Below are 18,414 nucleotides of genomic sequence, written 5' to 3'. Positions count from 1 at the left end.
ATTACCCACTGGTCTTCATGTAGTAGCAATATTGGTTCGTACAAGAGCTGGATATGTCTATTATAATATATTTTCTCCTAGAACTTACCGGCTGATTAAAAAATATCACGGGAAATCACATTCCAAACCGCAGCTTCTGGCCTGTATCGGGAGCTGTACAACGGAAATGACAAAGAGAGCCTACTCTTCAGGATCGTCTCCTCTCGAATAGGGCTCTCTCGTTGAAATATATAGCTATTCTACCGATTTCAGCGCTTCAATCATATCAATCCGCTTCAGTTTGTAATGCATGGAGGTCATGACAATGGCCGAGAACAACAGCGTCAGCAGTGCCGCATAGCCGTAACTGATTCCATGGATGGTGGGACTGAACATCATCGCATCCACTTCCGCGGTCAGGAGCACGAACCGATGCAGGAACACGCCTCCCAAACAGCCCGCTATGATCCCCAGCACGGTCAGAATCATATTTTCGCGATAAATGTACATGGTTACTTCCTTATCATAGAAGCCAAGCACCTTGATCGTTGACAGCTCCCGTATCCGCTCGGATACGTTAATATTCGTCAGATTGTACAGCACGACAAACGCAAGTGCCGCAGCAGATATAATCAGGACAACGACCACGACGTTCATGCTGTCCATCGTATCACTGAAGGCATCGCTTACTCCGCTCGTGAAGCTGACCATCGCCACCCGTTCGCTTGCGGTTAACGATTCTCCAAGCCGGTCCTCCCACTCCGGATCGTGACCGTTGTGGTCATACGCCAGCAATTGGCTGTTCACTTCCGGCGCTGCATCAAAAATCTCTTCGTAATATACCGGCGTCATATAGACGTAGTGCATGGCGTAGTTCTCCGTTATCCCGGCTACGCGCATTTCAAAGGGTTCATTGTCGCTGTTCTGAACGGTGAATGTGCTGCCAATCTCAAGATCAAACAGCTTGGCCAGCTTCTCGGTAATGATCGCGCCGTCATCCGTCAGTGACAGCTTCTGCTCCTGCTCACGAAATTTCAGGACGATGAACGAATCGATCTCCTTCGGTGATTGGGGCACGAACAAACTTACATCCTGGGCGTTCACCCCTGGGGCGGCCGCAGTCATTGCCTCTTGGGTCACATTCATAATCCCCGTAATCTCCGGCGTATCCGCAATGCGCTTGTTATAATCCTCCAGCATGCCGCTATCGCCGTTATCATCTTGAAATACAACCGTCGCCTGATGCTGCATAATCTTTCCGTATTGCAGCGGCGCGATATCCCCGATGGAATCCTTGAGACCGAAACCGGTCAGAATCAGGGCCGTGCAACCGGCAACGCCGCAGACGGTCATAAACATCCGCTGCTTGTAGCGGAACAGATTGCGGGCGGTTACTTTTCCAATAAAGCCGAGCCGGTTCCACACCCAAGGAACCCGCTCCAGCCATATGCGCGATCCGTTCTTGGGCGCCCTGGGACGCATCAGGACCGAAGCATTGCTTCGAAGCTCCACCCGCGTGGCCACATAAGCCGTCATGGTCGTACAGAGCACAGCCACAACAATCGAGATGATGCTGTAGCTGAGATAAAAGCGGGTTCTCACATCCGGCAGATTATATAAAGCGCCGTAAGCATCATAGATAATGGCGGGAAACAAGGTGAAGCCGATAGCCAGCCCGGCTGCCGAAGCCGCAACACTGGCCAGCGTCGAATAGACCAGGAATTTTTTCATCACATCCCGGTTGCTGTATCCGAGGGCTTTCAAGGTTCCGATCTGCAGCCGCTGCTCCTCGACCATCCGGGTCATCGTTGTCAGGCTGACGAGGGCGGCGATCAGGAAAAAGAATACCGGGAATGCCGTTGCAATGGAAGATAAGCGGTCGGCATTATCGCTGTACTCGGTATACCCTGGATTGACGCTGCGGTCCATGACGTAGACTTTGGGCAGCTCAAGCTGATCCAGCTCCTTCTGTCCCTCTGCCACTTCCTTCTCGCCATCGGCGATCTCCCGCTCAGCCTTTACTTTTTCTTCATTAAATTTCTTTAGACCTTCCTGGTATTCCTCCCGCCCTTGGATAAGTTCCGCTTTGGCATCCGCGAGCTTGGCTTCCCCTGCCTGTATGGCAGTTGCAAGCTCTTCTGTTCCTTGCTTCAACGAAGCTTCCCCCTGCACAAGCTGACGCTCGGCTTCCCGAAGCTTGGCCCGTCCTTCTTTCAGCTCTGCTCGGCTTGCATCCAGCTTCTGCTGAGCGTGATCCAGCTGCAGCGAAGCTTCGTTTATACCGCTTTGGAACGCAGAAGCAGCCTGTTGCAGAGCCGTGCCGTCCAGTGCGCCTTCCATGAAACCCGCAGTGGCTGCTCCTAGTTTCGGATCTGCCGCCTGAGCTGCCGAGAGCAGCTCTTGCCTCTGCTCTTCCGGTATGCTCTCCGGATCTAAACCTGAGATTTGCTGCAGTGCCTTCGCCAATTGCTGCCCTTGTGCCAGCTTTGGCGCAAGCTCCGACTTCTGTTGATCCAGTTGACTTTGACCCGTCTTAAGCTGGGACTGTCCTTGCTCCAACTGCTGCTGATTCCGCTTCAGCTCCGCTCTGCCTTGCGCAAGTTTTTTTGCCGCGGAATCCAGCTTGGCTTGTCCCTGTGCCAGTTCGGTTTGAAGTTTATTCACGCCATCGCGGTAGGATTGCTCGCCTTCATTCAGCTTGATCTTCGCTTCCATTAACTCTTGCTCCGCATCGGCCAGCTGTTTCTTGGCATCCTCGATCTTGTCCACGGCCTCATCCAGCTTCTTCTGACCGTTGGCACGAATCTCTGCCAGCCGCTCCTGCGGCATAGTCTCCAGTGCCAGTTCTAACGCTTCCTTATGCCGTTGGATCTTCTCGTCATACTCAGGCGTATAAGGAGCTAATCCAGCGGTGTCTTGGAAGGTCAGGTACGCTTCCGTATATACAGATAGTTTAAAATCCTTCTCCGGTATAACGGCGAACACATCCGCCGTCCCTTTGCCGATGCCGCTCGTTCCCCGACTCATGCTGCTGATGAACAGCGGGCTCTTCGCCCTCCCCACGACCGTGTATGTGAGGTGATCAAATGTTGTCTTGAGGTTGACTCCGTGGTCCGGATTGGTGAAGGTAATCTGATCCCCCAGTTTAAATTCGTTTCCGCGGTCTCCCGCGTCGATGACGATTTCACCCGCGGCTTCCGGCATTCGGCCTTCTGTGAGCACATATTGATTCAGATTATTTCCTGGGTCATAGGAGAGTATCTTCGCGATCCGGCCGCTGTCACCGAGGAAAACGTCCGAGCTGTAGCCGGGCTGGACCACATCCACGTCGGCAACCTGCTTCAGCTTTTCTATATCGCTTTGTTCGAGACCCAAGGTGGACTGAACCTTAAGATCCATCAGCTTTAAGTCGCTATAGTAATGATCCGCTGTATCCAGCATATCAGGACCTGTGGCTTTGATCCCCGCAAAAAAACCGACGCCGAGCATAATGATGGCAAAAATGGACAGAAACCGCGCTTTTGTCCGCGATATTTCCCGGAAAATATCAGTCCACAACGCTCTTTTCTTCATGATATGTATCTCCCTACCACTCGATGTTGTCCACAGAAACGGGGTTCGGATTCAAAACCGTGTTCCGAACCTTGGCATTGTTGATCTCAATGACCCGATCCGCCATCGGCGTCAGGGCAGAATTATGCGTAATGACGATAACCGTCGTTCCGGTATGGCGGCAGGTGTCTTGGAGCAGCTTCAGCACCTGTTTCCCCGTATGGTAATCAAGCGCACCCGTAGGTTCATCGCAGAGAAGCAGCTTCGGCTGCTTGGCGAGCGCTCTGGCAATCGCTACCCGCTGCTGTTCCCCGCCGGAGAGCTGTGCAGGAAAATTGTTCAGACGATTACCCAGGCCGACATCCCGCAACACTTGCTCCGCGTCCAAAGCCCGGGGAGAAATCTGCGAAGCCAGTTCCACATTCTCTTTTGTCGTCAGATTGGGAACCAGATTATAGAATTGAAACACAAAGCCGACGTCATTGCGCCGATAGCCGGTCAACTCCTTGCTGTTAAACCTGGCAATATCCGTTCCATCCACCAGCACTTGTCCCTCATCCGCGGTATCCATGCCGCCCAATATATTCAGCACCGTGGATTTGCCTGCGCCGCTAGGACCGACAATGATCGCAAACTCGCCTTGTTCGATCTCCAGGTTGATTCCATCATTGGCTACAATGGTGGTCTCTCCCATCCGGTAGCGCTTATATTCATCCTTCATGCTCACAAAAGCCATGTTTACTCCACTCCCAACTCATGGTTGCAATTTCGGCTTGAATCGGTTTGTAATCTTTTTGTAGCCCCAAAGCGGCTTATCCTGCGCTATAGCCGTAGGGCTGTTCACCGCTTATATGGATACCCTTCGGCATCTGTCGTAGCCATGAGGCTATGTCTCGCATGCATTTGTGCATTCTCCGTTGTTAGACTCCTTATTTTCTTACGTTCATTCAACGAAATCGTCCTGTGAACAAGTGTAGCATAAACAAATCGGCTAAAGAAAACGTTGCATTCCCAGCGATGACGATGTCACAGAATGTTCCAAATTCGAAATAGCCAAGCAGCACAAAAAAAGCACTTCTTCATCTGGGAAGAAGCGCTTCACTGATGGTTTTATTCAAATTGTCGAGCAGCTTACGAAGTCCAGAAGGCTGCCCGGTCCTCCGCACGCAACTTGGATACAAATCCCGAAGGGTCCTGGTCCATGTACTGGATCGAATCCACGATCCATCTGTCTCTCGACTTCTTGTATTGAATCGTGGCTAATCCGGAATCCCGGAGACGATGTTCGCTTGTTGCTGTTTCTTGAGTCTGATCGGTCATAAGCTTAAAATAGGGGTCAATCCGTTTGACGTCAAGAGCATGCGTTTCTCCTGGAACCAATGCTTCAAACTCGCTCCGTTCCGGCAGGCGGCTAAGCCGCCACTGATCCAGGAGATAACCTCCTTGGGGATGAAAGAACGAAACCAGTTTGCTGCCATCCGCCATTTCGCGTATTTCATACGTATAATCCTGTTCTTTTCTTACGATGTCCGGTTTGCCGAATTGGCTGTCAACATCGTCTTTGGACATGCCAAATGACATGATGATCCGGTACAAAAAAGGGGAATTGATCTCGTTATGGAGCGTTATTTCCTCATGGACTTTCCCTGCGCCAGGCAGCATGATACATAACAATAACGCGACTACGCCCATCGTTAGCCCTGCTTTACGGGCTTTAAATACCCCGTTCATCCTCAATCGATATGCCCTGTCAACGCCGCTTCCTGGATATCATGGCCCCGGGCCCAATCCCTGAACGAGAAATCAAGCACGCTGCCTTGAGCAAGCGAAGTCATGACTCTTCCTTCTTCGAAGGAGTACGAAAAGGTATGCAGCGTTCCGAACAAATCGTCGTAATCCGTAAAAAATAACGGGGACTTATGCTCCTTAAATAAACCGAAAGCCTCGGTTTGGGTTAACTGTTCAGCATCCAGGCTATCGATGTAACGTTTACGCCGAAGGGAATGCTCGATGGAAGGCCTGTTTTTACCCGTCAACGCTTCATAATGGTTAACGCAGGCGATTGCCGCCTCCTCACCAGCACGGGTGATCACTTGATCCGGGCTTGCTTCCACAACGCCCGTGTTCCCCCCTGCATCCCCGATTGAAAAGTTATAACAAGCCGCATGGGGTATATGGCGCAGCATGTAAGACGCTTCTTCTACGGTAGCACATGATTCCAATATCATCCGAACGCTGATCCATGGTGACAGACCCGTCTGGTATCCGTCAAAGCTAACAAAATGCAGCCCGGCAGCGAGCCCTTTTTCATTTACCCCGTCGTGCCGGCCCAGCGCCTGCAAATTATAGCCTGCGCTCGCTAAGCCTTGATCGGCTTGAGCCATAGTAAAATAACCATCGTAAAACGCAGGCGAAAAATCGTAATTTCTTACGTAATACGAAGGGGTAATCATCGCCGAACAGCCCATGGCCGCAATCTTCGGAACGTCGTATCCCCCTAGGAGAGCCGCCGCTTTGGGAAGCGGCATTTCCAAGCCTTCCGCCAGTCCTTCAAGCTCCGATAGCAGCTGCGGGGCAAACTCATTATAAATGCTCTTCAATTGTTCCGTGTCGATCTCCGACTTGGTGATCGCTTCGAATGCTTTTAATATCGGTTGATTTCGCAGACGGCGACCCAGTTTTAGCCCGTTATGATAGTTATCTTCCCTAAGCTGCAAGATGTGTACCGTGTAATCCGGCATTTTAACCCCTCCACCCAAGCGGTTTCCATATGGGAATATATCCCTAACCCGATTATAGATGCATTTCATCCATCTTCCAATAAAAAAGCTCCGATCCGGCATGTTTACATACTGGGTCGAAGCAGATTGTTATGCGCGGGGCAAGTGTTCAAATACTTGCACGTATTGCTCGTATTTTTCGGACCAGGCATCCTTGCGCGATTCCAGCGTCCTGCCCTCCAGCAGTGCTTCAATGACGTCCAGACATACGTCCCAACCGGCAATATCCTTCGGTGTATGATCCGTAATGTTGGTTATCGTCTCGATCAGCACAAGACGACACCCTTCGGCCTCTGGATGCAGCTCAAAACGCACCCGGTCCTCTCCCCACGTGTATTCCAATACCGATAACTCTCGATAATCCGTAATTTCAAATTCTTCGAACGTTCCGTCCTGCATGTCAAATGTCATTCTCCCGCCTTGGCGCAAATCTTCCACCTTAAGCTCCGAGAACCACTGCGTCAGCTTGTCGTTATCCGTCAGATAGGACCATACCTTCTCAACCGAATGCTTCAGACGGCGTTCAAATCGAACGGTCGTTCCAAACTCGTCTTGCTGTACAACAGCCAGCATTTTTCCCACTCCTTAGAATTGTTTTACTCAATGGATCTTCCAAATCAAACTACAAAACGATGCTTAAGGAGTTTCATCCTCATCCAGCAGCCTCTCCAGATGATCCAGCTTGTTCGTCCAGAACTGCCGGTAGGGCATCAGCCAGTCGTGGATCTCCTCCAGAGGCTTGGCATTCAGGCTGTACACATGCCTTTGTGCTTCTTTCCGCAGCGAGACCAGACCAGCCTCCCTCAAGATGCGTAAATGTTTGGACACGCCTGGTTGACTGAGTTGCATGAGATCCACCATCTCGCCCACCGTGCATTCTTTCACGCGCAGGTAGTCCAATATCGTCCTGCGGTTCGGTTCTGCCAATACTTCAAAAAGGTTATCGTTCAACATATTTATTATATTACTATACAGTTATATTTCCGTAAAGTTATATACAAAGGCAGACGCGATCTTTGAACAACCATAACGCCTTCCTTATAATGAATCTATGGATGGTTGAAGGAAAGGAATGACGGAAATGACCGATATTATTTTTTTGCGTGACCCTGACCTACCGTTTCTCGAAATCAAACGATGCGATACTGTAGACAATCTTTCATATAAAAAGCATTTTCACGAAGAAATTTCCATTGGCCTCATTGAAAAGGGAGCCACCCGCATATGGTCGGCTGGGAAACGGTTCGAGGCTGCACAGGGGCAAATGGTTTATTTTCCGCCGCTGCTCCCTCACGCTTGCCATCCCGAGAATCCCGCCGACTGGAAGTATACGATGATTTTTATCCATCCCCGTTGGCTTGGTCAAACCCCTTCGGATCATGATTCCCATCAACCCCATATGCCCATCCTGCATCCGAAATATCAAAACGAACGGTCCCGGCATCTGATCCGTTCCTGCAGGACACTGCTTCAGCAAAATGCCACTCCCCTGGAAGTGGAGTCCATGCTTATGGCATTAATGAGGGAGACGGGCCTCCTTCAAGAGGAAGCCGCTTGGGCATCAAGTGGCAACGTTCATACATCCCCGGCTATTCTGCGAGTGAAGCAGTATTTGGACGATCATTTCAAAGATCGCATTACACTAAATATTCTGCAGGACATCTCCGGAATCAGCAAATTCCATCTGATCCGTTTGTTTGCGGAAACCTATCATCTTGCACCCCACGCCTACCAGAATTTATTGCGCATCAATTACGCGAAAGAGCAGCTGCTACAAGGAAAAGCCATCGCCGACGTTGCTTCGGATTCCGGGTTTTACGATCAAAGCCATTTCACTAGAGCTTTTTCCGGCTGCGTTGGCACAACGCCTCTTCGGTATGCAAAAGCCGCGTCATCGTAAACAAACCGCAATTTTATACAAGACCGCCTCGCTTAAACGTTGATAGAATCACGGAAGATCAAAATTATGCGAGGTGTTTTAAACATGAACGATTCATTATCGGAACTGGCTTTTGCCGATGCTTTAAAGTCTGTCGCACGTCATATCCAACTCAAACAATATGTCCAGCAATCCGCCGAATTGTACCCCATACTGCTGCGTGCAGCTCAGCGTTTTGTCACAGGCGACGTGCTGGAACAAGGTTTGTTATGCCGAGATTTACTAAATACAAAAGGTTACCGGACTTCGCTGGAATATATCGGGGAGAACACCTTGACCGAAACGGAATGTACACGGGCCTTCCTGGAGTTCTCCCGGTTAATTGAGGCCAGTTCGAATGGCAGGCCGGGAACCCGAGTTTCGCTCGATCTTTCCCATATCGGATTATCGGTAGACGAGGATTTGGCATATCGGCATCTTCATGGGCTGGCTGGCGAAGCCGAGAAAGCTGGATTGGAGCTGGTCATCAGCATGGAGGAATCGGCCAAAACGGATGCCATCCTTGCACTTCACAGAAAAATATCGGTCCGATTCACGAATGTCGGCATCACGCTGCAAGCCCAGCTTCCCCGGACCCTGGAAGATCTCGAAAGGATTCTTACCTACCGCTCCGGCACGATCCGCATCGTAAAAGGCGCCTATCAAGAACAAGAGGGGGACTATATTCCCCGTTCCGAGGCCCTGACTTCAAGGTATATTCAACTGGTCGATTTATGCATTCAAGCAGGCAGGCAAGTATCGGTCGCCACCCATGATGAAACGATCCTGCGGCATATCACAAGCAACGAAACGTATCGCGAATCGGCTGTCGAGATTGAAATGCTGTACGGCATACGTCCGGACCTGTCCAGACAATTAAAAGATGACGGCTTTCCTACTCGAATTTATCTAACTTATGGTGAAGAATGGTTCCTTTACTTATGCCACCGCATCGCCGAGTACCCGCCGAATATATATGATGCAGTGACCCGGTCGATCCTAGGCGGCACCGACACAATTAAACAATATTGATCAACATCAGTTAGGGAAGAGACGGCGAATACTCGCTGTTTCTTCCCTTATTTATGATCAGGTACTAAAAAATATTTTCGGATTGCCGATGTTATAGTTGAAACTTTATTCCATGCCAATGCGTCATATTGTAGAGGAAAATAATAACAAAGCTAAATTCCAGGAGGTTGAGTGTGTGAAAAGAATATGGACTGCCTTGCTAGCAGCTATACTGTTAATCCCCATGACATTCCAATCGCAGGCACAGGCGGCAGTGAACATCAGCGTCTTGATTGACGGCGTCAAGCTGTATACGCCTCAAGCACCTGTCATGATTCAAGGACGGGTCATGCTTCCGATGAGATCCATTTTCGAAGCCTTGGATGCATCGGTCAAATGGAATCAAAAAACGAAAACCGTCACAGCGACCAAGGATGGCACAACCGTCATTCTAAAAATCAACTCCAAGACGGCCACCATCAATAACAAGACGGTAGCGCTGGATGTTCCAGCGAAAAACTTAAAAGGCAATACCATGGTGCCGGTACGCTTTGTAAGTGAAGCCCTCGGCCAAAAAATCGGCTGGAATTCCAAAACGAAAACGGTCACCGTCAAAACAACGAACAATTCAGGCGGCGGCGGAAATAATACCGGCATCGTACCGGTGAATTATGTGACTCTTCGGGACATCGGCAATGCCGGCGACGGCCGCGATCTGCAGGTCAGCTTCTCCAAATCGTCGACCGAATCTTTAATTTCACATTACCGCGTGCTGATTGTGAAGCAGTCCAAGACGTTAAACCAATCAGAGGCACAGCGCGTGTCCTCCGCAGCTTACACATCGGTGTACCCGTCCGGCTCGGATCCGACGCTGACCCTCACGTCGGGCTCAAGAGATGTTGATAACGACCCGATCCGCGATAACCAGGCTTATAAAGCCTACGTATTGGCAGTCAGCAAAACAGGTGGCACATATGCCCTTTCCTCGGCTTCGCCGTCATTGACGCTGACCAACACCAATTCGGTGAACGGAGCAACCAACGTGAAAGCGAGCGATGTGAGCGACTACGGCGATGGCCGTGATCTGCAGGTCAGCTTCACGCGTGCTCAGAATGAGAGCAATGTAACCAACTATCGCGTGTTTGCGGTAAAAACGAAGGATGCTGCCAAGTTTAATCTGGCGGCTGCCAAATCTGTTCAAAGCCAAAATTACACGACGGTGAGCAAAACCAGTACGACGAATACAACGCTGTCCACGACGCTGAGTTCTTCCGCTCGCGATACGTCAGGCGAGCTCATCCGGAGCGGAGTCGCTTACACCGTGTTCGTCCAGTCTGTGAGCAGCAATGAGAGCGTGCTTGCAAGCAACCTGTCTTCAGGTTCGTCTTCCATCACCCTCAGCACGGGTAATTCAACGGTTCCTTTCATTACGCAGGTGACGGATATCGGTGATGCTGGTGATGGCCGCGATCTTCGCGTAAGCTTTAACAAGGTTTCCAACGAATCCAACATCCACTCTTATCGTGTCTTTGTCGTAAAGGACAGCAATTATAACAGCTTCAACTTAAGCAAAGCCAATACAGCTTCCAGCTATAATTACTATACCCATGTCAACAAAACCGGCAACAACATCACTAACCTGACGCTGTCATCGGGCGCTAGAGACGTGGATGGAGCAACGATTCGCAACGGCGTATACTATCGCGTATTCGTCATGGCCGTGGACAGCAACAACTCCAATAACAACGTGCTGTCTGCTCCTTCGAGCTCCATTATCTTGAGTTCCAGCTACAATGTTGGCGCGGTTACCAGTCTGTCCGTTACCGACGTGAACAACTACAATGACGGACGTGACCTGCAGGTGTCATTCTATCGTCCGTCCGATCAATCGAATATTAGCCATTACCAGGTATTCGTCGTAAAATCATCCGATAGTTATTTTGACCTGTACAGAGCAACCAACTTAAACAGCTATTATTATACGCAAATCAGCAAAAACAACAGCAGCAGCAATTACATGACGCAAGTACTGAATTCCGGCAGCCGCGATATCGACGGACAGTTGATTCGCAATGGCGTCAGCTATCGCGTATATGTCCTATCGGTAGGATATTCGGGCAATAACAGTGCATTGTCCGATTATGCATCCATTACGCTTGGGAACAACAATCAGAACGTAAACCCTGTTTCTACGCCAACTTTGACACTGAACGGCAACAACGGAAACGGAAGCGATCTGAGAGTCGCCTTCAGTCCCGCTTATCGCGAAAGCTACATCGATCATTACCGGATTCTCGTCGTGAAATCAAACAAAAGCCTGAACGTGTCGCAAGCTTACAACAACGCGTATTACACCACGGTTAACAAAACCGGCGGCGCCATCACTCGGGATTTGGCCAACACAACCCGGGATAGCGATGGGGATCTCATTCAAAGAGGTTCAAGCTACCGCGTGTACGTCTTATCTAGAGGCAACAGCTATTCGAATTACAGCAATGCTCTTTCATCGGTTTCTAATGCCGTTACCATTCAAGGCGTGACCCAGGTAGAAGCGGTAAAGGGCGTTACGGCTGCTGATGCAGGCGACAATAATAACGCAAGCGACTTGAAAGTATCGTTTACCAAGGCTGCCAATGAAACCAACATTAGAGAGTATCGGATCATGGTCGTGAAACAAGGCAACGCTGCTAACTTTAATTTAAATCAAGCTAATAGTGTACGTTCTGGCAACTACGATAGTGTACCGGTCGGCAGCATTTTCGATAACGTTCTGAGATCTGGAATAAACGACGTCGAAGGTCAGCCGATTCGTAATTTGGTGGACTATCAAGTATTCGTATTGTCCGTAAGCAACAATGGTACAATAAACAGTGCCCTGTCGGCACCATCTGCGCCGATTAAGCTTACAGGTACCGCTGTAACGGTTCCTTCGGATGTGTATGCCGGGATTGAAAGCACCAACGGTAACAGCAGCGACATTGTTGTCAAATTCAATCCTTCATCAGGAAGTGTTAAAGAATACCGAATCATGGTGGTACCGGCTAACCAGAGTTTTGGATTAGACGATGCCAACAAAATCACCAAAGAACATTTGTATACGAAGGTAGGTCCATCTCCTAACAGAATCGAGCACAAATTGTCCGCAGGTTTAGCAGACGTGAACGGTGCAGCTATCGTAACTGGTACGAAATATAGAGTTTACATCCTTGCTGTAGCTGATGGCACAGTTTCTACCAACAACAACATCTCCAATTCTTCTTCGGAGTTCGAAATCCCGAACCCGACCCGAGCAACGGGCGTTACAGCCAAGCTGGATGCAAGCGGGAAGCTTCAAGTCGATTTCAAGAGGGCAATCGATGAGCGCAGCATTACGGCTTACCGCCTATTATTTGTAGAGAAAGATAACATCAAGACCTTCAATCTTAAAGCAGCAGCGGACGCCGCTGCCAAAGAGGATAAGAACGCAACAATAAAACCCGATGGCAAAGATATCTCGACCCTGATTGATATCCCTACTAAAGATGCCTTCGGTAAAGACATTAAAGACAATACGGATTACGCCGTATATGTCCTGTCCGTACTGTCCAAAGATAAGAAAATCGCTTCGAGTGCTCCATCCGCAACACCTTTATCCGAAGCATCCAAAACACTTGTTTTAATTAAAAAACCTTAGTCGAAGGTAACATATCAATCATCTCTAACATAAAGAGCTGTTCCTCCGGTCAAATTTGACCATGAGGCACAGCTCTTTTTTTATCCCTTCCTCCATCAAGCCCCATTCTGGAACTACCTGTATCTTATAACTAATTTTCACATGATTTTAGGATGAATTATCCGGGTAGTTATATATGGGGAAATATGATAATTTATAAATTAGAAAGCGCTTTCAATAAACGATTGGAGGTGAATGTCTACCCTTAAAATCCGCTCATGACAGCTAGAACCTCAACAACCGATAGATACCTCACACGGAGTCACTCTAGTTAAACCATCACTTTATAATTTCATGACAAAGGAGATGCTAATGATAAATCTGAATAAGCGATCCCTATGTTTCTTGGCCCTCATCGCTGCTGTGGTCATCTCGCTATTCCCATCTTCCGCATCCGCAGCAAAAAAAGAACATGCAAGACCTTTTAGCAGTGGTCCCCAAGCCTACGTCAATGATATGCAGCCCGGCTGGAACCTTGGCAATTCGCTGGATGCCGTTGGGGTTGACGAAACAGCATGGGGAAATCCGCGCATCACCAAAGCCCTGATCGAACAAATCGCGGCACAGGGTTATAAAAGCATCCGCATTCCGGTAACCTGGAGCAACCATATCGGAAGCGGGCCGAACTATACCATCGACGCTGCTTACATGGACCGGGTCGAGGAGGTTGTCGATTGGGCGCTGGACGCCGATCTGTACGTCATGATCAATGCCCATCACGATTCCTGGCTGTGGATCAGCCATATGGAGAACAACCGCAGCGAGGTCGTTGCCAAGTACAACGCCGTGTGGACTCAAGTTGCCCAACGCTTCCGGAAGCATTCCAACAAACTGATGTTTGAAAGCGTTAATGAACCCCGCTTCTCGGATGGCGGGACCACCGACGAGTCTAAAGCCTTTCAGATGCTGGATGAACTTCATACGTCGTTCCATCGGATCGTCCGCGGCTCTGGAGCGCGTAACGCCACTCGACCGTTGGTGCTATCTACCTTGGAAGCATCACCGACTCAGACCAGAATGAATGAGCTGTACAACACCATGACCAAGCTGAATGACACCAATCTTATTGCCACAGTCCACTATTATGGATTTTGGCCGTTCAGTGTGAACATCGCGGGTTATACCCGTTTTGAGACGGATACCCGGAACGATATCGATCAAACGTTTAACCATGTGTATAACACCTTTATCGCCAGAGGGATTCCTGTCATCCTGGGTGAATACGGACTTCTTGGCTTCGATCAGAGCACGGGAGTCATTGAGCAGGGAGAGAAACTGAAGTTCTTCGAGTATCTAACCTATTATCTCAAACAGAAGAACATTACCCATATGCTATGGGACAACGGCCAGCACTTTAAGCGAACCGCTTTTACCTGGTCCGATCCGGAGCTGTACAACATCATGAAGGCGGGTTGGAGCGGGCGTTCTGCAACGGCTGATACCGATCTGGTCTTCGTAAAAAAAGGAGCGGCCATCCAGAATAAGAGCATCCCTTTGAACTTAAACGGCAACACGTTAACCGAAGTCCGTACAAACGGACAGCTGCTAGTTGCCGGGCAGGATTATACGCTTAACGGAAATGCGATTACGTTTACATCCAGCCTGCTGTCCAGACTGACTTCATCCGGCCAATTCGGCGTGAATACTGTATTGACGGCCAAATTCAACCGCGGTGCGGACTGGAATTTCAGGGTCATTTTCCATGATAAGCCTGAGCTGCGTGACACGCAGGGTACAACCGATTCGTTCAGTATTCCAACGACATTCAACGGAGATCAGCTAGCCACGATGGAGGCGGTATACGCGACGGGAGGCAATGCAGGACCGCAGGACTGGACCTCCTTCAAAGAGTTTGAATATACGTTTTCCCCTTCCTACTCGACCGGTGAAATCAAGCTCAAGCCTACCTTTTTTAAAGAGGTCAGAGACGGAGAAGTGATCCTCAAGTTCCATTTCTGGAGCGGTGAGGTTATCACCTACAATCTTACGAAAAGCGGAAGCAGTGTAACCGGTAGCGCTTCTTAGGAAACCCTTTATAACATTAACGGCCTGTCGGGATTCTTCCCGCAGGCCGTTTTGCATTCACTACGGCTGCAACCCTCATATACGCGACGGCAGATGAGCAGCTGCAAACTGGATGCGATGTGGTTCCTATAATTAGAATGAACAAAAGCTCAAGCGATATCACTTGAGCTTTCATCTGTTTAGGCTTGAGACCTATCTCGCTCAGCCAGAAACTTATCGATAATGGCCGAGATCACATTCATGCTCACAGGCTTGCTTACATACTCATCCATGCCCATCCCTAAATATTTCTCGCGATCGCCCTTGATCGCATGAGCCGTGACAGCCACGATATAGGGCTGTTTTTCGGACGATGCCGATTCTTTAATGAGCCGGGCCGCTTCCGTTCCATCCATGAAGGGCATCGAAATGTCCATGAACACGATGTCATACGAATTACGCTCGAAGGCTTCAACCGCCTCGAGTCCATTCTGGACGGTGGTCGAATTGTATCCCAGCTTCTCAATCATTTTCTTGAGGACTAACTGGTTCACCTCATTATCCTCGGCAATCAAAATTTTCAGATCGTTCCCTGAGGAGTGAATCTCGTGAACGGCCCCATTCTCCTGTTGATTGCCATCATTCGACTTAAACGAAAAATCAACCGTAAACGTAAAGACAGACCCCGACTGGTTCGGATTCTTCTCATACCAGATATCTCCGCCCATCAACTGAACGAGTTTTTTGCAGATCGCCAGCCCCAGCCCCGTTCCTTCCACCTGGCGGGTCATATAGTGGTCCACTTGATAAAAAGGTTCAAATAGCTGCGCAACCTTCTCACTCGGCACGCCTATGCCCGTATCCGTAACGGAGAATTGGATAAGGGCCGAGTTCCCCTGGTTCTCGACACACTGCACAGAGATGGAAACGGCACCATTAGGCGTAAATTTAATCGCATTACTAAGCAGGTTCATTAAGATCTGCCTCAGCTTCGTCACATCTCCGTAAACCTGATTCGGAACGTCCGAAGCAACGGATGTGGTTACCTCAATATTTTTCTCCAGCGCCTTCGGAAGAATCAGATTTAATGTCTCGGACAAAGCTGTCCTTAAGTTAAATGTTTCCTCCATCAGCTCCGTTCTGCCCGATTCGATTTTTGAAAAATCCAAAATATCATTGATGATGTTCAGAAGGGTTGTCCCACTTTTCTTAATGATCTGTACATAGTCCCGCTGCTCCTCATCAAGCTCTGTCTCAAGTATCAGGTCCGTCATCCCGATCACACCATTCATCGGCGTACGGATCTCATGGCTCATCATCGCCAGAAACTCGCTTTTGGCATTATTCGTTTTCTCGGCTGCTTCCTTCTCGATGATGAGCCTCTTCTGCTCTGTCATGTCCTTGGCAATAATGTAGAAACCCACATTCTTGTTATGAATGACAATGGGTGCCAGTGTAGCGAGTACTTCAACCGTATGTCCGTCTTTGTGATGGATAACGTTTATAGCTTTCTCGACAGCAACGAAATCGGCTGTAGGAGAGAGTATACGGGCAAGATTACCTTTACCGATCAAATTCGAAATCTTGGTTCCAATTAACTCCGGAATTTTAAAACCAGTCAGCTGCTCTGCCATCTGGTTCCCGTTAATGATCCCTCCCTCCAGATTGAAGGAGATGATCGCATCATGGTTATACTTCTTCAGCGAAGTGTAGCGTTCAATGCTCTCTTGGAGCTTTTGCTCGGCTACCTTGCTTTTGGTAATATCAACAATTTGCGAAATGAAAAATAAAGGGGTTTGATCCTTTTCGTCACGAACTAGAGAAACATGCATCGATGCCCAGATGCCATGGCCGTCTCTATGTACGAATTGTTTTTCCACCGCAATGGTTGAGGACGTCCCGTCCAAAGACTGAAACAGCTTATCTTTATTGTGAATGCAATCAGAATAAATATAATCGGTTGCCGGCTGTGCCATCAATTCTTCTGCCGTGAAGCCAAACATTTTGCAAGCCGCAGGATTTACGCTGATCCAATTTCCATCTATCGTAACCAGGGCAATGCCAATTGGAGCACTTTTGTAGACATGTTCAAACAAAGCCTGATGGCCAAAAATGTTGATATCACTCATACTCTGCACCTCCTGATACCGATTATTATACATCAGCATCTTCGAAAAGGGGCTTTTTCAGAGTATTTTTATACTGCTAATCATTAGCAGCGTCATCATCGGTAAATTAAACAATAAGCGCCATCCCCTGCATGGCGAAAACTTCCCGACATCACCAAGCGATTCGCTGCCGCTCTCGAAAATACTCCCCGCTCGGTCCATCATCCTCCATCGTCGCCAGCCAAACAGCTGTATCAGCCCCTTCGGCAACGGTTAACGGAGCATCCGCCCCGCCCATATCGGTCTGAACCCGGCCCGGGCATACCGCGTTTACCTTTATGCCGGTACCGGCTGTATCCTGTGAAACGAGGCAGGTTAACGCATTCAGCATCGTTTTGGAGATGCGATAAGCCGAGGATGACCCTTTTAAACCGTAACCCGCCTGCATCAATTCGAAGGCTCCCAGACCGGAAGAGATGTTTACGATACGCCCGTAATGATTTAGCTTCATCAAAGGAATCGACGCCTGCGTCATTCGCAAAGCACCAAAAAAATTCGTCTCCAGCGTTGCGCGCACCACCGACTCCTCTACCTCCAGCACAGAAACCCCCCGGTCCAAAATAATCCCGGCATTGTTCACCAGAACATCAAGGCGGCCGTAGTCTGACTGTATTCGCTCCATCATCCGCGTCACATCGTTGATTTCATGGACATCCGCCACGTGCAACTCTACATGGAGCCCGTCCGCAAGCAATTCTTGGACAGCTGCCCCACCCTTCCCTTCGTCCCGGGATGTAATGATCACTTGAAGTCCTTTGGCAGCAAGCTGCCTTGCAATCTCTTTTCCAATTCCGCGGTTGCCCCCCGTCACGATAGCAACTCGCTTTACTTCCTGTCCGTCAGCCTTGTTCATGATCCCGATCCCCCTTGTCTAAAATAGCTTCCCATGCCGTAATGTTCTCCTGCAAATGGATTTCCGCCTGTTTCAGCAGCTCGATCTGCAGCTGGATTTCATCCAGCTTCCGCTTACCCACCTCAACCGCATTCGGGAGACATTCGATTTTGAGCTGCTCATCAAATGCGCACTGGAAAAAACTCATAATCTCCTTCACCGTCAATCCCAGGCTAAAATACATCTGGATCAACCGAACCCGCTCAATATCCGTCTCCCTATATTCACGATAGCCGTTATCCTGACGAACCGGAGACAATAGTTCCTTCTCCTCGTAATAACGCAAGGAACGCAAACTTACGCCCGTTGTACGTGACAATTCACTAATATGCACACGAAGCAGCTCCTTTTTCACTCGGTTAACCGCATTGTAAACCATCACATCATGTGAAGGTCAA

Annotated in this window: 13 protein-coding genes; 4 read left to right on the top strand and 9 right to left on the bottom strand. The window is 49.2% G+C overall.

Annotated elements, in window-relative coordinates; all coding sequences use genetic code 11:
- Positions 1-234: 234 nt before the first annotated feature.
- From OHJ21_RS26970 to OHJ21_RS26945, 6 genes are all read right to left on the bottom strand, one after another.
- Positions 235-3,552: an FtsX-like permease family protein gene (locus tag OHJ21_RS26970; protein ID WP_486021628.1), complete on the bottom strand. Its 3,318-nt coding sequence runs from the start codon at positions 3,550-3,552 to the stop codon at positions 235-237.
- A 13-nt stretch (positions 3,553-3,565) separates the two neighbouring features.
- Positions 3,566-4,267, bottom strand: coding sequence for an ABC transporter ATP-binding protein (locus tag OHJ21_RS26965; protein WP_326115459.1), 702 nt, complete (start codon positions 4,265-4,267; stop codon positions 3,566-3,568).
- Positions 4,268-4,662: 395 nt separating this feature from the next.
- Positions 4,663-5,262, bottom strand: coding sequence for a hypothetical protein (locus tag OHJ21_RS26960; protein ID WP_243390954.1), 600 nt, complete (start codon positions 5,260-5,262; stop codon positions 4,663-4,665).
- A gap of 2 nt (positions 5,263-5,264) precedes the next feature.
- Positions 5,265-6,272 carry a C45 family autoproteolytic acyltransferase/hydrolase gene (locus OHJ21_RS26955; RefSeq protein WP_394058537.1) on the bottom strand — a complete coding sequence of 336 codons (1,008 nt, stop codon included), beginning with the start codon at positions 6,270-6,272 and terminating at the stop codon, positions 5,265-5,267.
- Positions 6,273-6,401: 129 nt separating this feature from the next.
- On the bottom strand, positions 6,402-6,884 hold the full coding sequence (locus tag OHJ21_RS26950; RefSeq protein WP_326115463.1) for an SRPBCC family protein: 483 nt from the start codon (positions 6,882-6,884) through the stop codon (positions 6,402-6,404).
- 63 nt (positions 6,885-6,947) lie between these two features.
- On the bottom strand, positions 6,948-7,265 hold the full coding sequence (locus tag OHJ21_RS26945) for an ArsR/SmtB family transcription factor (RefSeq protein ID WP_100540668.1): 318 nt from the start codon (positions 7,263-7,265) through the stop codon (positions 6,948-6,950).
- 127 nt (positions 7,266-7,392) lie between these two features.
- Between OHJ21_RS26945 and OHJ21_RS26940 the strand changes: the two genes are divergently transcribed.
- The 4 genes from OHJ21_RS26940 (at position 7,393) to OHJ21_RS26925 (ending at position 14,977) form a co-directional block, all read left to right on the top strand.
- A complete protein-coding gene (locus tag OHJ21_RS26940; protein WP_486021627.1) occupies positions 7,393-8,211 on the top strand; it encodes a helix-turn-helix domain-containing protein in 819 nt (272 codons plus the stop codon).
- A gap of 84 nt (positions 8,212-8,295) precedes the next feature.
- On the top strand, positions 8,296-9,261 hold the full coding sequence (locus tag OHJ21_RS26935; protein WP_100540667.1) for a proline dehydrogenase family protein: 966 nt from the start codon (positions 8,296-8,298) through the stop codon (positions 9,259-9,261).
- A 175-nt stretch (positions 9,262-9,436) separates the two neighbouring features.
- Positions 9,437-12,913, top strand: coding sequence for a copper amine oxidase N-terminal domain-containing protein (locus OHJ21_RS26930; protein ID WP_486021626.1), 3,477 nt, complete (start codon positions 9,437-9,439; stop codon positions 12,911-12,913).
- Between the two features lie 351 nt (positions 12,914-13,264).
- Positions 13,265-14,977: a cellulase family glycosylhydrolase gene (locus tag OHJ21_RS26925; RefSeq protein ID WP_486021625.1), complete on the top strand. Its 1,713-nt coding sequence runs from the start codon at positions 13,265-13,267 to the stop codon at positions 14,975-14,977.
- Positions 14,978-15,156: 179 nt separating this feature from the next.
- On the opposite strand, the gene OHJ21_RS26920 is transcribed toward OHJ21_RS26925, so the two are convergent.
- From OHJ21_RS26920 to OHJ21_RS26910, 3 genes are all read right to left on the bottom strand, one after another.
- Entirely contained in the window at positions 15,157-17,085 is a 1,929-nt protein-coding gene (locus OHJ21_RS26920; protein ID WP_486021624.1) for a PAS domain S-box protein, read from the bottom strand.
- 151 nt (positions 17,086-17,236) lie between these two features.
- Positions 17,237-17,977 (bottom strand): SDR family oxidoreductase, encoded by a 741-nt coding sequence (locus OHJ21_RS26915; RefSeq protein WP_486021623.1) that lies wholly within the window; start codon positions 17,975-17,977, stop codon positions 17,237-17,239.
- Positions 17,964-18,350, bottom strand: coding sequence for a MerR family transcriptional regulator (locus OHJ21_RS26910; protein WP_100540663.1), 387 nt, complete (start codon positions 18,348-18,350; stop codon positions 17,964-17,966). Before OHJ21_RS26910 ends, OHJ21_RS26915 begins: the two co-directional genes overlap by 14 nt.
- Positions 18,351-18,414 lie beyond the last annotated feature (64 nt).

It is taken from the genome of Virgibacillus sp. LDC1, assembly GCF_025792345.1.
Classification (GTDB): domain Bacteria; phylum Bacillota; class Bacilli; order Paenibacillales; family Paenibacillaceae; genus Paenibacillus_AQ; species Paenibacillus_AQ lautus.
Note: the sequence above shows the minus strand (reverse complement) of the source record. Positions and strands in the feature narration are given on the sequence as shown.

Excerpts from the sequence above, each read along its gene's own strand:
- OHJ21_RS26970 (WP_486021628.1), bottom strand. The coding sequence starts at position 3,552 with ATGAAGAAAAGAGCGTTGTGGACTGATATTTTCCGGGAAATATCGCGG.
- OHJ21_RS26965 (WP_326115459.1), bottom strand. The coding sequence starts at position 4,267 with ATGGCTTTTGTGAGCATGAAGGATGAATATAAGCGCTACCGGATGGGA.
- OHJ21_RS26960 (WP_243390954.1), bottom strand. The coding sequence starts at position 5,262 with ATGAACGGGGTATTTAAAGCCCGTAAAGCAGGGCTAACGATGGGCGTA.
- OHJ21_RS26955 (WP_394058537.1), bottom strand. The coding sequence starts at position 6,272 with ATGCCGGATTACACGGTACACATCTTGCAGCTTAGGGAAGATAACTAT.
- OHJ21_RS26950 (WP_326115463.1), bottom strand. The coding sequence starts at position 6,884 with ATGCTGGCTGTTGTACAGCAAGACGAGTTTGGAACGACCGTTCGATTT.
- OHJ21_RS26945 (WP_100540668.1), bottom strand. The coding sequence starts at position 7,265 with ATGTTGAACGATAACCTTTTTGAAGTATTGGCAGAACCGAACCGCAGG.
- OHJ21_RS26940 (WP_486021627.1), top strand. The coding sequence starts at position 7,393 with ATGACCGATATTATTTTTTTGCGTGACCCTGACCTACCGTTTCTCGAA.
- OHJ21_RS26935 (WP_100540667.1), top strand. The coding sequence starts at position 8,296 with ATGAACGATTCATTATCGGAACTGGCTTTTGCCGATGCTTTAAAGTCT.
- OHJ21_RS26925 (WP_486021625.1), top strand. The coding sequence starts at position 13,265 with ATGATAAATCTGAATAAGCGATCCCTATGTTTCTTGGCCCTCATCGCT.
- OHJ21_RS26920 (WP_486021624.1), bottom strand. The coding sequence starts at position 17,085 with ATGAGTGATATCAACATTTTTGGCCATCAGGCTTTGTTTGAACATGTC.
- OHJ21_RS26915 (WP_486021623.1), bottom strand. The coding sequence starts at position 17,977 with ATGAACAAGGCTGACGGACAGGAAGTAAAGCGAGTTGCTATCGTGACG.